This window comes from Bradyrhizobium sp. YR681 (genome assembly GCF_000282615.1).
Classification (GTDB): domain Bacteria; phylum Pseudomonadota; class Alphaproteobacteria; order Rhizobiales; family Xanthobacteraceae; genus Bradyrhizobium.
On sequence record NZ_AKIY01000058.1, the window covers coordinates 1 to 13,866 of the forward strand.

General features: G+C 65.3%; 13 protein-coding genes. 6 read left to right on the forward strand and 7 right to left on the reverse strand.

Translation table 11 applies throughout. The annotated features are described in order from the left end of the window. The 5 genes from PMI42_RS07600 to PMI42_RS07620 form a co-directional block, all read left to right on the forward strand. Positions 1 to 1,652 (forward strand): AsmA family protein (locus PMI42_RS07600; RefSeq protein ID WP_035964818.1); only part of this gene is annotated, 1,652 nt, incomplete at its 5' end. A gap of 208 nt (positions 1,653 to 1,860) precedes the next feature. Continuing rightward, positions 1,861 to 3,246 (forward strand): ABC transporter substrate-binding protein, encoded by a 1,386-nt coding sequence (locus PMI42_RS07605; protein ID WP_008132246.1) that lies wholly within the window; start codon positions 1,861 to 1,863, stop codon positions 3,244 to 3,246. A 98-nt stretch (positions 3,247 to 3,344) separates the two neighbouring features. Then, a complete protein-coding gene (locus PMI42_RS07610) occupies positions 3,345 to 4,217 on the forward strand; it encodes a carbohydrate ABC transporter permease (RefSeq protein ID WP_008132247.1) in 873 nt (290 codons plus the stop codon). After that, positions 4,214 to 5,080, forward strand: coding sequence for a carbohydrate ABC transporter permease (locus PMI42_RS07615; protein WP_008132249.1), 867 nt, complete (start codon positions 4,214 to 4,216; stop codon positions 5,078 to 5,080). The genes PMI42_RS07610 and PMI42_RS07615 overlap by 4 nt, the downstream gene beginning before the upstream one ends. A gap of 113 nt (positions 5,081 to 5,193) precedes the next feature. Further along, the gene (locus PMI42_RS07620) at positions 5,194 to 6,186 is read left to right on the forward strand and encodes a hypothetical protein (protein WP_008132250.1); all 993 of its coding nucleotides are present in this window, start codon (positions 5,194 to 5,196) and stop codon (positions 6,184 to 6,186) included. Here PMI42_RS07620 and PMI42_RS07625 read toward each other — a convergent pair whose 3' ends face one another. The 6 genes from PMI42_RS07625 to PMI42_RS07650 form a co-directional block, all read right to left on the reverse strand. Further along, the gene (locus PMI42_RS07625; protein ID WP_008132251.1) at positions 6,187 to 8,214 is read right to left on the reverse strand and encodes a methyl-accepting chemotaxis protein; all 2,028 of its coding nucleotides are present in this window, start codon (positions 8,212 to 8,214) and stop codon (positions 6,187 to 6,189) included. It abuts the gene before it with no gap. Between the two features lie 14 nt (positions 8,215 to 8,228). After that, positions 8,229 to 9,212: a TRAP transporter substrate-binding protein gene (locus PMI42_RS07630; protein WP_008132253.1), complete on the reverse strand. Its 984-nt coding sequence runs from the start codon at positions 9,210 to 9,212 to the stop codon at positions 8,229 to 8,231. A 92-nt stretch (positions 9,213 to 9,304) separates the two neighbouring features. After that, complete coding sequence (locus tag PMI42_RS07635) at positions 9,305 to 9,799, reverse strand: DUF6622 family protein (RefSeq protein ID WP_008132254.1); 495 nt, start codon at positions 9,797 to 9,799, stop codon at positions 9,305 to 9,307. Positions 9,800 to 9,816: 17 nt separating this feature from the next. Continuing rightward, positions 9,817 to 10,629, reverse strand: coding sequence for an ABC transporter permease (locus PMI42_RS07640; protein ID WP_008132256.1), 813 nt, complete (start codon positions 10,627 to 10,629; stop codon positions 9,817 to 9,819). Positions 10,630 to 10,633: 4 nt separating this feature from the next. Further along, on the reverse strand, positions 10,634 to 11,548 hold the full coding sequence (locus PMI42_RS07645; protein ID WP_008132257.1) for an ABC transporter permease: 915 nt from the start codon (positions 11,546 to 11,548) through the stop codon (positions 10,634 to 10,636). Next, entirely contained in the window at positions 11,545 to 12,717 is a 1,173-nt protein-coding gene (locus PMI42_RS07650; RefSeq protein WP_008132258.1) for an ABC transporter ATP-binding protein, read from the reverse strand. Before PMI42_RS07650 ends, PMI42_RS07645 begins: the two co-directional genes overlap by 4 nt. Positions 12,718 to 12,839: 122 nt before the next feature. Here PMI42_RS07650 and PMI42_RS07655 point away from each other — a divergent pair, with 122 nt between their 5' ends. Further along, the gene (locus PMI42_RS07655; RefSeq protein ID WP_035964821.1) at positions 12,840 to 13,058 is read left to right on the forward strand and encodes a hypothetical protein; all 219 of its coding nucleotides are present in this window, start codon (positions 12,840 to 12,842) and stop codon (positions 13,056 to 13,058) included. Between the two features lie 6 nt (positions 13,059 to 13,064). On the opposite strand, the gene PMI42_RS07660 is transcribed toward PMI42_RS07655, so the two are convergent. Then, positions 13,065 to 13,866 (reverse strand): glycerol-3-phosphate dehydrogenase C-terminal domain-containing protein (locus PMI42_RS07660; RefSeq protein WP_008132259.1); only part of this gene is annotated, 802 nt, incomplete at its 5' end.

Below are 13,866 nucleotides of genomic sequence, written 5' to 3' on the forward strand. Positions count from 1 at the left end.
GGCTGCTGCCGCTGCTGCTGCAGCGGTTCGAGATCGCCGACCTGACGCTGCTGCGGCCGCGCATCCATGTCAGCCTGAAACCGGACGGCGAGAGCAACTGGACGCCCTTCATCCAGACCATTGCGCGCACCATGAAGCCCGGGGCGGAGAACCAGGTGTCGTTCTCCGAGATCAGGATCCAGGACGGCGTGCTCAATTACGAGGACGCCGCCACCCACGCCACCGAGAAGTTCGAGGACATCGACCTGTCGCTGGCCTGGCCCTCGATCTCGCGCTCCTTTGCCGCGACCGGGCAGTTCGACTGGCGCGGCGAGCGCGTCGACGGCTCGATCAGCTTTGCCGATTTCGGCGCCGCCCTCTCCGGCGACCGTTCCGGCCTGAAGGCACGGATCGCCAGCGCCCCGCTCAAGCTCGCCTTCGACGGCAGCGTCGCCAACCGCACCAGCCCGATGATGGAAGGCACGCTGACGATCGACAGCCCGTCCTTGCGCAACGCGCTGCGCTGGACCGGGCAGCCGCAACCGGCCAGCGGCGGCTTCGGCCGCTTCGCGCTGAAGGCGCGCGCCAACGTCGTCGGCCCCTCGATCGCGCTCACCAACGTCAATGTCGAGCTCGACGGCAATACGGCCGAGGGCGTGATGACCTACGCCAACAACGGCCGGCAGACGCTGCAAGCCACGCTCGCCGCCGACGCGCTCGACTTCACACCTTATATTTCCACCTTCCGCCTGCTCGCCAGCGGCGCGCGCGACTGGAACCGGCAGCTGTTCGATCTCAACGGGCTCTCGACCACCGACCTCGACATGCGCCTGTCGGCAGCCAAGCTGACGGTCGGTCCGACCAAGCTCGGCCGCACCGCGATCGGCGCGAACTTGCGCAACGGCACGCTGGCGCTCTCGGTCGGCGAAGCGCAGGTCTATGGCGGCATCGCCAAGGGCTCGTTCGGGATCGCGCGCTCCGATAGCGTCGCCGATATCAAGGCCCAGTTCCAGTTCACCGATGTCGATCTGCAAGCCTGCGCGACCGAGCTTTTCGGCCTCAACAAGCTGTCCGGCCGCGGCAACATCAACGTCTCGCTGTTCGCCTCCGGCTCGAGCCCGTTCGGCCTCGTGCAGTCGCTCGACGGCAGCGCCACCGTCACCGGACATGATGGCGCGATCTCGGGCTTCAACGCCGAACAACTCCTGAAGCGGCTGGAGCGGCGGCCGCTGTCGGGCGGCGGCAATTTCCGCAACGGCTCGACCCCTTACGACAACCTCACCATCGCGGTGAAGTTCGCGGACGGCGTCGCGACCGCCGAGGACATTCGTATCGAAGGACCCGGGGCCAAGATCACCATGACCGGCACCGCCTCGGTGCCGGCGCGCGAATACGACATGAAGGGCGTGGCGAGCCTCAACAGCGCGTCCGGCTTCGAATTGCCCTTCGTGGTGCAGGGTCCCTGGGATGATCCGCTGGTCTTCCCCGACTCGGAAGTGCTGATCCGCCGCTCGCCCTTTGCCGCGCCGCTGCTCAAGAAGGAGGGCCCAGCCGGCGACACGGTGCGCAAGGTCATCGAGCAGATCACCGGCGTCAAGCGCCCCGCACCGGCAGACTCGCCGACGGCCGAGAACGGCAAGGACAGCGCCAAGGACAACGCGAAGTCCAACTGAGGACGGCGCTTGTCCGGCACGGCCCGATCAGCCGCGAATTGATCCGGCCACATTGATGCGGCGATTGGATCGATGCGCGCATTAAGCATCTCCTTCGGCCCGACACCCCACGCCCCCAGGTCTGAACAAGATGCGTTGATTGCGCTACCACCATGCGCTAGTGTTTTTTCCGACCGGTTAAAACACCGGCGGCTTGAGGGAGAAAATCGTGAAATCCAAGGTTATTGGCGCAGTATCATTGGCGGTCGCTGCGGTTGGGCTTTTTGCGGCCACTGCACCTGCCTTTGCGCAGCAGAAGACGATTACGGTCTGGTGGGGCAAGGGCTTCTACCGCTCCGAAGACGACGCATTGCTCGAGACGATCAAGAAGTTCGAGGCCAAGACCGGCATCAAGGTCGAATTGTCGCAGTACGCGATCCAGGACATGATTCCGAAGACGGTCGCCGCGCTCGACGCCGGCACCGTGCCGGATGTCGCCTATTCCGACTCCTATGACGTGCAGGCGCAGGGCAAATGGGCCTATGAGGGCAAGCTCGAGGACCTCACGGACATCATGGAGCCGATCAAGGACCGGTTCGTGCAGAACACGCTGGACGCCTCGATCCTGTATAACGACGTCACCAAGAAGAAGGCCTATTACGGCTTCCCGCTGAAGCAGCAGAGCATGCATGTCGAGATCTGGAACGACATGCTGGAGAAGGCCGGCTTCAAGCTCGCCGACATCCCGACCGACTGGGCGGGCTACTGGACGTTCTGGTGCGACAAGGTGCAGCCGGGCATCCGCAAGGCGACCGGCCAGCGCATCTACGGCGTCGGCCAGCCGATGGGCGTGGAATCAACCGACGCCTTCCAGTCGTTCTACACCTTCATGGACGCCTACCACGTCAAGCTGGTCGACGACGACGGCAAGCTGCTGGTCGACGATCCCAAGGTGCGCGAGAACCTGATCGGCGCGCTGAAGGACTACACCGACACCTACATCAAGGGCTGCACGCCGCCGTCCTCGACCACCTGGAAGGACCCGGACAACAACGTCGCCTTCCACAACAAGACGATCGTGATGACGCACAACTTCACGATCTCGATCGCGGCGAAGTGGTTCGAGGACTCGCAGAACCAGGCGCTGACCCAGGAGCAGCGCGACGCCGGCAAAAAGGCCTATGAGCAGGACATCGTCACCGCGTCCTTCCCGAAGGCGCCTGACGGTTCGACCATCCGCTACCGCTCCGACGTCAAGACCGGACTGGTCTTCACCGCGGCCAAGAACAAGGCCGAGGCCAAGCAGTTCATCGCCTTCCTGCTCCAGGAAGACAATGTCCGTCCGTATATCGAGGGTGCGCTCGGCCGCTGGTTCCCGGTGACGAAGGAAAGCCAGGCCAGCCCGTTCTGGCAGGCCGACAAGCATCGCAAGGCGGTCTACGCCCAGTTCACCGGCGGCACCGCCGCGTTCGACTTCACCAAGAACTGGAAGTTCACGATCCTCAACAACGAGAACGTCTGGGCCAAGGCGATGAACCGGGTCGTCAGCGAGAAGGTTCCGGTCGACAAGGCCGTCGACGAACTGATCGCCCGCATCAAGCAAGTTGCAGGCTGAGTTTTCGCTCTCCCTCTCCTCGCTGGCGCGAGGAGAGGCGAAACGCTAATACCGGCCGCCTCGTGCGGCCGGAAGTCCTTTGAAAGAGTCGAAAAAGAATGGCGATCACCCTCTCTGGCGATCAGGCACTCGCCGCCCCGCCCCTGTCGTCGCGGCTGACCCCGGCGCAGGTCTGGGGCATCGCGCTGCTCGCGCCCTACCTGCTGGTTTTCCTCGCCTTCGTGGTCTATCCCGTCTGCTACGGGCTGTGGCTGGCGCGGGCGCCGTCGAACTATGTCGCGCTGTATCACGACCCGATCTTCGCGCGCGCCGCGGTCAACACGCTGATCTTCCTGGTCATCGGCATCAACATCAAGATGCTGATCGCGCTGGTCCTGTCCGGCTTCTTCGCCCAGCAGCGCACCTGGATCAAATGGCTGTCGGTGATCTTCATCCTGCCCTGGGCGGTGCCGTCGATCCCGACCATCCTGTCGGTGCGCTTCATGTTCAATCCCGAATGGGGCGTGATCAACCACCTCATCTTCTCCTTCACCGGCGATGACGGCCCGAACTGGCTGAACGACCCGACCGTGGCGCTGACCATGGCGATCGGCGTCCACATCTGGAAGTCGCTGCCGTTCTGGACGCTGATCCTGATCACCGGACGCCTTGCGATACCGCACGACCTGTTCGAGGCTGCCGAGGTGGACGGCGCGAGCTGGTGGCAGAAATTCCGCTTCATCACCTGGCCGTCGATGCAGACGCTCTACATCACCTGCACGCTGCTCTCGATGATCTGGACGCTCGGCGACTTCAACAGCGTCTATCTGCTCACCGGCGGTGGCCCGGCCGACCTCACCCACGTGCTGGCGACGCTCGGTATCCGCTATCTCCGGCTCGACCAGCTCTCGCTCGCGATGGCCTCCATCGTCTGCGCGATGCCATTCGTCCTGCCGCTCGTGTATTTCATGATGAAACGGTTGTCGCGATGAAGCTTCCCGGGTTGAGCGAATTTTCCTGGCGTGACGTCGCGACGGAAGCGCGGCTGCTCCTGATCGGCATTCCCGTCTTCCTGTGGACGATGATTCCGATCTACCACATGTTCCTGTTCGCGATCTCCCCGAAGGAGGACGCGTTCTCGGGCAAGCTGTGGCCGGACCATCCGACGCTGCATAATTTCGAGATCGTGTTCAAGCAGCAGCATTATTTCCTGCGCGACTTCTACGCGCAGTTCTGGAATTCGCTGGTGATCGCCGCAGCCGTCGGCGTGCTGACCTTGGTCATCGCCACCGCCGCGGCGTTCTCGATCTCGCGGCTTCGGGTGCCCGGCGGCCGCATCGTGCTGAACCTCGCGCTCTTCACCTATTTCATCCCCGCGGCGTTTCTCGCCGTGCCGATGTACCGCACCATGGGCAATTACGGCCTGCTCAACAATCACTGGTCGCTGATCCTGGCGATGGTGACGATCGCGAGCCCCTATGCGATCTGGGTGCTCAAGCAGGCCTCGGACAAGCTGCCGGTCGAGCTCGACGAGGCCGCCGTGATGGACGGCGCGACGACGCTCCAGATCTTCCGCATGGTCTACCTGCCGCTGATGATGCCCTCACTGGTCGCGATCGGCACCTATGCGGTGCTGCTGGCGTGGAACGAATATCTCTACGCGTTCCTGCTGCTCTCGAACGACCGCGAGATCACGCTGCCCGTCGCGCTCGGCAACTTCCTCGCCGCCGACGACTCGCCCTGGGAGCTGTTGATGACCACCGGCTTCATCTACGCGCTGCCGCCGGCCGCGGTCTACTACGCCTTCCGCCGCTACATGGTGGGCGGGCTCACGGCGGGTGCGGTGAAGTCCTGACGCGCCGGCACGCATCGAGGCGCCGCAAGCAAGGCGCTTAAGCGGCGACGTGGACAATTGTGGATTGTCCACGTCTGCTCTAACCTGCAGTCCGCCAAGCCAGCGGGCTCATCATGCGCAGCAACGACGCACTCCATCTCGGACTGATGCTGCTGGCGCTCGCGGCGGCCTATCTGATCCCGTTCGAGCTGCTGCTGCTGGCCTATGTCGTGCTCGGCCCGGCGCACTATTTCACCGAGATCTCGTGGCTGCACGATCGCAGCTACTTCCTGCCTCACCGCGGGATCGCGGCCGGGCTCGCAATCATTGCGGTGGTCGCGGCCCTGATCGACAACGCCTCCTGGTTCGGCTTCGCGATGTGGGGCGCGCTGATCGTCTGCGCCATGCTGGCGGCGACCACCTCGGCGATCGAAAGCATGCTGCTGTTCATGGCGGCGATCGCATTGTCGGCGATCATGTATTCGAGCGGGTCCTCGCTCGCCGTCATCGGCGTTCTGATCCCCACCCTGATCCACGTTTCGCTGTTCACGCTGATCTTCATGGTGCTCGGTGCCTACCGGGCCGGCAGCCGCGTGCAGGCCGCATTGGTGGCCGTCTACCTCGTCGCGATCGCCACGATCCTGCTGCTGCCGCCAACCGCCGAAATCCGGGTCGCGAGCTTTGCCCGTGTGGGACAGGACTATTTCGGCAATGTCGGCCCGGCCCTGAGCCGGCTGTTCGGCGTGCCCGGCCTCGTGCTCGACACCAGGCTGACGAGCCTGCTCGCCTTCGTCTACACCTACCACTACCTCAACTGGTTCATCAAAGCCGACGTGATCCGTTGGGCGGCAGTGCCGAAGGCCCGGCTGGCGGCGATGATCGCGGCCAGCGCCGGCTCCACCGCGCTGTACTTCTACGATTACGCGTTCGGCTTCACCTTCCTGCTGGCGCTGAGCCTGATCCACATCCTGCTGGAATTTCCGCTCAACAGCCTCGCGCTGCGGCAGCTTGGATCCGCTGTTCAGGGCGCAGTGCGCGCGCGGTACGCCGGCCCCCTCGCAGTCTCCGCGACGCGGTCGCGTTCGGCGGGCACAAAGACCCCGAAACGAGCGCCCCGGTCGCGGTGATCACCCTGCCTTGCGCACGGTCTGCAAGAACTCCGCGACATCCTTCTTGAGCGCGCGTGCCTGATCCTGCAAGGCCGAGGCGGCCGTGAGTGCGGCTTCGGCGCCGGCGTCGGTCTCTCCCGCCACGGTGCGGACGGCACCGATCTGGTCGGTCACGGCCGATGTCCCGTTCGCGGCCTGCTCGACGTTGCGCGCGATCTCGCTGGTTGCCGCACCCTGCTCCTCGACGGCGGAAGCAATTGTCGTCGCGATCTCGGTCATCTCGGCGATGGTCTTGCCGATCTGGCCGATCGCCGCCACGGACTGTCCGGTCGAGCCCTGGATCTCGCTGACGAGCCCGGCGATCTCCTCGGTGGCGCGCGCGGTCTGGGTCGCAAGGCTCTTCACTTCGTTGGCGACCACGGCAAAGCCCTTGCCGGCATCGCCGGCCCGCGCCGATTCGATCGTGGCATTGAGCGCGAGCAGATTGGTCTGGCTCGCGATCGCCTGGATCAATTGGACCACCGTACCGATCCGCTCGGCCGAATCCGACAGCGCGCGCATCAGTGCCTCGGTACGCGACGCTTCACCCTTCGCCTGATCCGACACCGATACGGAGCGCGAGACCTGGCTCGAAATCTCCTTGATCGAGGCGGCGAGCTGATGCGTCGCGGCCGCAACGGTCTGCACATTCGAGGACGCCTGGGCCGATGTCGCGGCGACCTGCTCGGCCAGCGAGCGGCCGCGCTCGGCGATACGGGCGAGACTTCCGGCGCTCTGTCCCATCTCCTCGGCTCGGCTCGAGACCCCGCCAATGACGCCCTCCATGCCGCGATCGAAGCGATCGGCAAGCTGAGCCATCATCGAGGCACGTTCCGTCTCGGCTGCGGCACGCTGCGCGGCAGCGTCCTGCTCCATGCGCCGCACGGTCTGCGCGCTCTGGCGGAACACCTCGACCGCGCTGGCCATGTGACCGATTTCGTCGCCACGTTCGCCGCCCGGGATCGCCTCATCGAGCTCACCCGCCGCAAGGCTCTGCATGCGCAAGGTCATCTGGCCGATCGGGCGCGACACGCTGCGACCGATCAGCCAGGCCAGCAATGCGCCCAGGACCAGTGCGAATGCCGCCACCGTGAACACGAGATTGCGGGTCTGATCGACCGATCCGGCCGTCAGCCGGCTCTGCTCGGTGCGCGTCGCGCCCAGGGCCCGGCTGATCTCGGCGGCCTTGGCGTCGATCGCGCTGCTGGATTTGACGAGATCGGACTGCGCCTTGCGCAGCTCGCTCATCGCGGCGGACAGCTCGGTCAGCGTCGCCGACTGGTCGGCAAGCACCTTCTTCAGGGCCGCGATCAGGCTCTTCAGTCGCGGCGCCTCGACACCGGCGATCTCCGCCTCGCTGTCGGTCACCGCGGCCAGCGCATAGCCGATCGTCATCCCGGCATCGTCGGCGTCGACCTGGGCCTGGGTGATGGTGAAACGCAGCATCGAGACGCGCGTCGCGTCCACGGTGCCGGCCAGACGCAGCGGCTGGAGCAGACGGTCGGGATGATTGGCGAGCGTCACATTGATCGCCCCGACGGCGAGGCCTGCCGAGGCGCCGAGCGCCTCGCTCCTGGTGCTCGCGTTGCGCAGACGATCGACTGCGGCCGCAACCGCCGCGAAGGATTTTCGATAGGCGCCGAGCGCATCGACCAGCGCGCTACGGCCGGCGGCAATCGCCGGCAGGCGGCCGAATTGCTGGTCGACCTGGTCAAAGGTCTGGCCAAAGCCGTCGATCGCCTTCGTGGCGCTGTCGCGGTCGCCGAGATTGCGCGTGCGGGTGAATTTCTCGACGGTGACATTCGACGAGAGCAGCGCGGCGTGCACCCGTGCCATGCCGGCATCGCCATCGGCGCTGGTGACGAGCTCTCCAACGGTGCCGCCGATCTCGGACAGCCGCATGACGGCGAGCAGCGCCAGCACGCAGAGGAAACCCAGCACCAGCGCGAAGCCGCCGAAGATGCGCGGACGGATGCCGATGCGCGACAGGATCAATGACAGGTTCATGATGTTTCCCGCGATTACGGCGTCGCCCGGATCCGGGCGAGCAGATCCTTGCCGAAGCGCTTCTCGAATTCAGGCTCCAGGGGCTTCACGGCATCGATGAAGGGCTGGCGGTCGACCTTCTCGATGATCTCCATGCCGCCCTTGCGCAGCTCTTCGATCTTCTTCGCCTCCTCCGCGACACCACTCTTCCAGGTCGCCTCCGCGCCGGCCTTTGCGGCGGCGATGATGGCGGCCTGGTCCGCGGGCGGGAGAGCCTGGAACACATCGCGATTGGCAACGAAAGCGATCGGGGCGAAGAAATGGCCGGTCAGGCTGGCATATTTCTGCACTTCCTCGAGATGGCTGGCAGCGATCGTCGCGACCGGGTTTTCCTGCCCGTCGATGCGGCCGTCCTTCAGCGCGGAATACACCAGCGTGAACTCCATCGGCACGACCTCGGCACCGAGCGCCTTGAAGGTCATCTGATAGACGTCGTTCGGCAGCACGCGGATCTTCAGGCCACGGAGGTCCGCGGGAGACTGAATCGGCCGCTTCGAATTGGTGACGTTGCGAAAGCCCTGCTTGCCGATCGCGAGCAGGACCAGCCCCTTGTCGGCGAAATGCTTGGCAAACAGTGCGCCGACCGGCCCATCCGCAACCGCCTTGGCCTGCGCGGCGTCGCGAAACAGGAATGGCACGTCGAACACACCGAACTCCGGCACGGCCGAGCTGACCACCGAGCCGGACAGCGTCGCCATGTCGACCACACCGCTGCGCATGGCGGCAAGGATCGCCGTCTCGCTGCCCATCGCGTTGCCGGCGCGTTCATCGAGGATGACACGGCCCTGTGCGATCTCGGCGAGCTTGCGGCGGAATTCGTCAGAGGCGATCTGCTGAGGCGACTGCGGCGAGCCGTTGTAGACGAGCGACACCATCTGTGTCGCGCCAGCCGACGGCCGAACAGCGAGACAGAGCAACGCCAGAACCGTGCTGGCCACACCTATATAAAGCCGCTTCATCGCCCCTCTTCCCCAAGCGAGGCGACGATAGCCAGAGAAGCTATATGAATTGTTAACTATGTCAGGCGGTGCCTGAGCACCACATGCACGGATCACCCTGCAGCGCGTTTGCGTCGATACGCGATCAGCAGTGCGATCGCCGAGCCGATGAAATAGCCGGCGGTGGCGCCGGAGATCGCACGCCCGACGATGATCGCGAGCGCGCGGTCGCCGGCGTCGATCGCCGAGATCACGCCGACCGCGTATTGCGAGGCGAAGACGATGAGATTGCGGACCAGACCAAATGGGCTGCCCGGACGGATGATCTGGCCGCTCGTGTGATCCACCTCGAACGGACGTGGCGTCAGCACGCCAAGAGGCAGCAGCACCAACGCGGCCACGATCCAGGCAACCAGCGGCCATACGCTGTCCTGATGTCCAAAACCGATCCGCGAAACGCCCCAGACGATGAACACGACCGGCACGATCAACGCGCGCCAGATCGACGTCGTGCGCGGCTGCATCGCCTTGATACCCTGCCAGACCAGATAGGCCAGCAGCCCCCAAACCCAGAGCGGCGTGTGGATCAGGACCTGATAGGCGACCATCGTGGCCACGTCTCTTCCTACAGCGGCGCCGCGCTCTCGCCTTGCGAGCTCGACAGTTTCGAGGCCAGCGAAGCGATGACGATGACGACCGCGATCAGGCCGATCACCAGCGTGCAGATCGCGTTGATCTCGGGCTTCACGCCGAGCCGCACCTCCGAATAGATCCGGATGGGCAACGTCGCCGAGCCCGGGCCGGTCGTAAAGCTCGCGATCACGAGATCGTCCAAGGACAACGTGAACGCCAACATCCAGCCGGCGACGATCGCGGGCGCGATCAGCGGCAGCGTCACGGCGACGAACGCGCGCACCGGATTGCAGCCGAGGTCCATCGCCGCCTCCTCCAGCGAGCGGTCGAGCGAGCCGAGGCGGGACTGCACGACCACCGCGACGAAGCACATCGTCAACGTGGTGTGGGCGATCGTCACCGTCCAGAAGCCCCGCTCGGCGTTGAGCGCCACGAACAGCAGCAGCAGCGACAGGCCCGTGATCACCTCCGGCATCACCAGCGGCGCATAGAGCATGCCGGAGAACAGCGTGCGGCCGCGAAACCGTTCGCCGCGCGACAGGGCGACGGCGGCGAGCGTCCCGAGCAGCGTGGCGATCGTTGCCGAGGAGGCTGCGACCCGCAGGCTCATCCAGGCCGCCTCGATCATGGCGCGGTCATTGAAGAACTCGTGATACCAGCGCAGCGACCAGCCGCCCCACACCGTCACCAGCCGCGAGGCATTGAAGGAATAGATGACGAGGATCAGGATCGGCAGATAGAGGAACGCCAGCCCCAGCGCGAGCGAGGCGACGTTGAAGCGGGACAGGCGGGAGATTTTGCGCATCGCCTCAGCGCCCCTGTTCCAGCTGCCGCTTCTGCAGCCGTTCGTACAGCAGCAGCGGCACCAGCAGCACCACCAGCAGAACGATGGCGGCCGCGGAAGCGACCGGCCAGTCCTTGTTGGTGAAGAATTCGAGCCAAAGGGTCTGGCCGATCATCAGCGCGTTGGAGCCGGCCAGGAGATCCGGGATGACGAACTCGCCGACGATCGGGATGAAGCACAGCAGTACGCCGGCGCCGACGCCGGGCAGCGACAGCGGAAAGGTGACGAGCCAGAACACCTGCCAGGGCGGCGCGCCGAGATCGGAGGCCGCCTCTTCCAGCACCGGCTCCATCTTCGCCAGCGTGGCGTAGAGCGGCAGGATCATGAACGGAAGATAAGAGTAGACGATGCCGATATACATCGCGGTGTCGGTCGAGAGCCACACCACGGGCTGGCTGACCAGATGCAGCGCGAGCAAGGTCTGGTTCAGCAGGCCGTCATGCTGGAGGATGTTGATCCAGGCATAGATGCGGATCAGGAACGAGGTCCAGAACGGCACGATCACCAGCACCATCGCGACCGCCTGCCAGCGCCTCGGCAACCGTGCCATGCCATAGGCGATGGGGTAGCCGATCACGAGCAGCAGCGCCGTCGCCGTCACCGCCACAGTCAGGCTGCGCACATAGGCGAACACATAGATGTCGTCGGAGCCGAGCAGTCTGAAATTGTCGAGCGACAGCGCGCCGAACGCCGCCTTGAGCGCTTCCCATCCCGCGGTCAGGTCGAACACCGGCTCGTAAGGCGGCTGCGCGATGGCGGTCTGCGACAGGCTGATCTTGAGCACGAAGGCGAACGGCACCAGGAAGAACAGCACCATCCAGAGATAGGGCGCGATGGCGGCAAAGCGGGCCGGCCGCGCAAAAATGCGGCGCCCGCTCATGACGGCAGCACCACGCAATCATCGGGCGTGAACCAGGCGACGACATGCTGATTCAGGCTGTAGGCATCGACATCGAGGCGCGCGCTGTTGGCGACCGACGCCTGCATCATCCCGCCCGTATCGAGCTTGACCCTGTAGGTGGTGGTGCCGCCGAGATAGCAGATGTCGGCGATCACGCCGTCCAGCCGGTTGAGCGCGGTTTCATGACCGGCCTCGCTGACGGGACCGCGGCGCGACAGCTTGACCTTTTCGGGACGGATCGCGACTGCAAATTTTCCCGCGCCGACCGGTTCGCGCGGCTCGGCCACCACCAGCGTCCCCGCATCCCGCGTGCCGATGACCAGACGATGACCGTCGCGCAATCTGGACTCGCCCTCGAACAGATTGATGTCGCCGACGAACTCCGCGATCCAGCGCGAGCGCGGCGCTTCGTAGAGCTCGCGCGGAGACGCGACTTGTACGAGCTGGCCGGCCTTCATCACCCCGATCCGGCTCGCCATCGTCATCGCCTCCTCCTGGTCGTGGGTAACGATGATGAAGGTCATGCCGAGCCGGCGTTGCAGCTCCATCAGCTCGCCTTGCGTGTCCTCGCGCAACTTCTTGTCGAGTGCGGCGAGCGGCTCGTCGAGCAGCAGCAATTGCGGCCGGCGCGCCAAGGCACGCGCCAGCGCCACCCGCTGGCGCTGGCCGCCGGAGAGCTGGTCGGGCTTGCGCTTCTCCAGTCCTTCGAGCTTCACCAGCGCGACCATTTCCGAAACGCGCGTGGCGATGTCGGCGCGCGCCATGCCGGCCCGCTTCAGGCCGAAGGCTATGTTGTCGCGTACCGACAGATGCGGAAACAGCGCATAGTTCTGGAACATCATGTTGATCGGACGCTGATGCGGCAGCGCCTGCGCGATATCCTCTCCACCGAGCAGGATCCGCCCCTCGTCCGGCGCCTCGAAGCCGGCGAGCATGCGCAGCAGCGTGGTCTTGCCACAGCCGCTGGGCCCGAGCAGCGCAAAAAACTCGCCGGCCTTGATGTCGAGCGAGACACCGTCCACGGCGCGGAACATCCCGAAGGTCTTGGCCACGCCCTCGATGCGCAGCAACGGCTGGCCCGCCGCCGGATGCGTATCCGCGCCGGCCGCATCAGCTGCGACGTCTGTCCTGGGCAACTCGTCAGTCATGGTCCCTGCCAACCCCGATTCCGCCGCACGCTAGCGGCCGATCGTCCCTAGCTCAACCGGTTCGGGGCGGATGGTCCCAAATTGGCCTTCATGCCGGACCTCAAAAGGCGTATAATCAAGATATGACCAAGTTGCTGGATCAGGCTCTCGAAATCGCGCGTAGTCTGCCCTCGGACGCGCAGGACGACATTGCGCGGATCGTGCTGCAGCTCGCTGGCGCAGACGCAACCTCCCCTGTCATCCTCTCGGATGATGAGAGATCGGCAATTGCCATCTCCAAAGAGGCGGCTACGCGCGGTGAATTCGCGACCGAGGCTCAAGTCCGGGCGACTTGGCGCTAATCCCTTCTAGTTCACATTCGCCATGAACGTTGCCAGCGCGTCACGGTCCGCCGCGGGCATGGTCAGGCCAAGCTTGGAGCGACGCCACAGGATGTCCTCCGGAAAACGCGCCCATTCATGGCTCATGAGATAGCGCACCTCGGCACCGGTCAGTTCGGGACCGAAGGCCGGGCCTAGCTCATCACGGGTCTTGGCCTCACCCAGAACGGCGGGCAATCGTGAGCCATAGGCCGCGACCAGCCGCTGCGCCTCCGGCTCCGACAGAAAGCGCCAGCGGTCGCGGACGAGATCGACTTCGGTGTCGAAACGATCCCAGGCAAAATCTCCGCCCGGCAGCACCGCCCCGGCAGTCCAGGGCGGCGACATCGGATAGAACGGCGTCAGCTTCGTCACCGCCCGCTCCGCGCGCAGGCGCGAGGTGGTGACGTCGCCGCCGAACATCGTGATCAGCGGCGCCTTGCGCCGGCGCGCGTGGAACAGCGTCGTGCCGTCGCGCCCGCGCGCGGACGCCAGCGTCAGGTTGACGCCGGAGACCGTCCGGACCACGTCGGTCGGCGCGACGCGCTCGCGGAAATAGCGGCTGGCGGCCTCGCAGAGATAGCCGACGTCGGCCCCCGGCATCGCCACGATGGCGGGATCGCCGGTGAAAGCATGCGTGACCGTGCCGATCAGCGTGAAGTCGCGTTCGAAGGGCCGGGCGAAGATCAGCCGCCCGTCATTGTTCTGGAAGACGTAGACGTTCCCGGAATCGAAAAGTTTGGGCACGACGATCTGGCTCATCTGCGTGGCCGCCATGGCAGGCTGCGGC

Bases quoted from the DNA above. Each gene is read 5' to 3' on its own strand.
- PMI42_RS07640 (WP_008132256.1), bottom strand. From the start codon at position 10,629: ATGCGCAAAATCTCCCGCCTGTCCCGCTTCAACGTCGCCTCGCTCGCG.
- PMI42_RS07625 (WP_008132251.1), bottom strand. From the start codon at position 8,214: ATGAACCTGTCATTGATCCTGTCGCGCATCGGCATCCGTCCGCGCATC.
- PMI42_RS07650 (WP_008132258.1), bottom strand. From the start codon at position 12,717: ATGACTGACGAGTTGCCCAGGACAGACGTCGCAGCTGATGCGGCCGGC.
- PMI42_RS07655 (WP_035964821.1), top strand. From the start codon at position 12,840: ATGACCAAGTTGCTGGATCAGGCTCTCGAAATCGCGCGTAGTCTGCCC.
- PMI42_RS07630 (WP_008132253.1), bottom strand. From the start codon at position 9,212: ATGAAGCGGCTTTATATAGGTGTGGCCAGCACGGTTCTGGCGTTGCTC.
- PMI42_RS07610 (WP_008132247.1), top strand. From the start codon at position 3,345: ATGGCGATCACCCTCTCTGGCGATCAGGCACTCGCCGCCCCGCCCCTG.
- PMI42_RS07645 (WP_008132257.1), bottom strand. From the start codon at position 11,548: ATGAGCGGGCGCCGCATTTTTGCGCGGCCGGCCCGCTTTGCCGCCATC.
- PMI42_RS07615 (WP_008132249.1), top strand. From the start codon at position 4,214: ATGAAGCTTCCCGGGTTGAGCGAATTTTCCTGGCGTGACGTCGCGACG.
- PMI42_RS07620 (WP_008132250.1), top strand. From the start codon at position 5,194: ATGCGCAGCAACGACGCACTCCATCTCGGACTGATGCTGCTGGCGCTC.
- PMI42_RS07635 (WP_008132254.1), bottom strand. From the start codon at position 9,799: ATGGTCGCCTATCAGGTCCTGATCCACACGCCGCTCTGGGTTTGGGGG.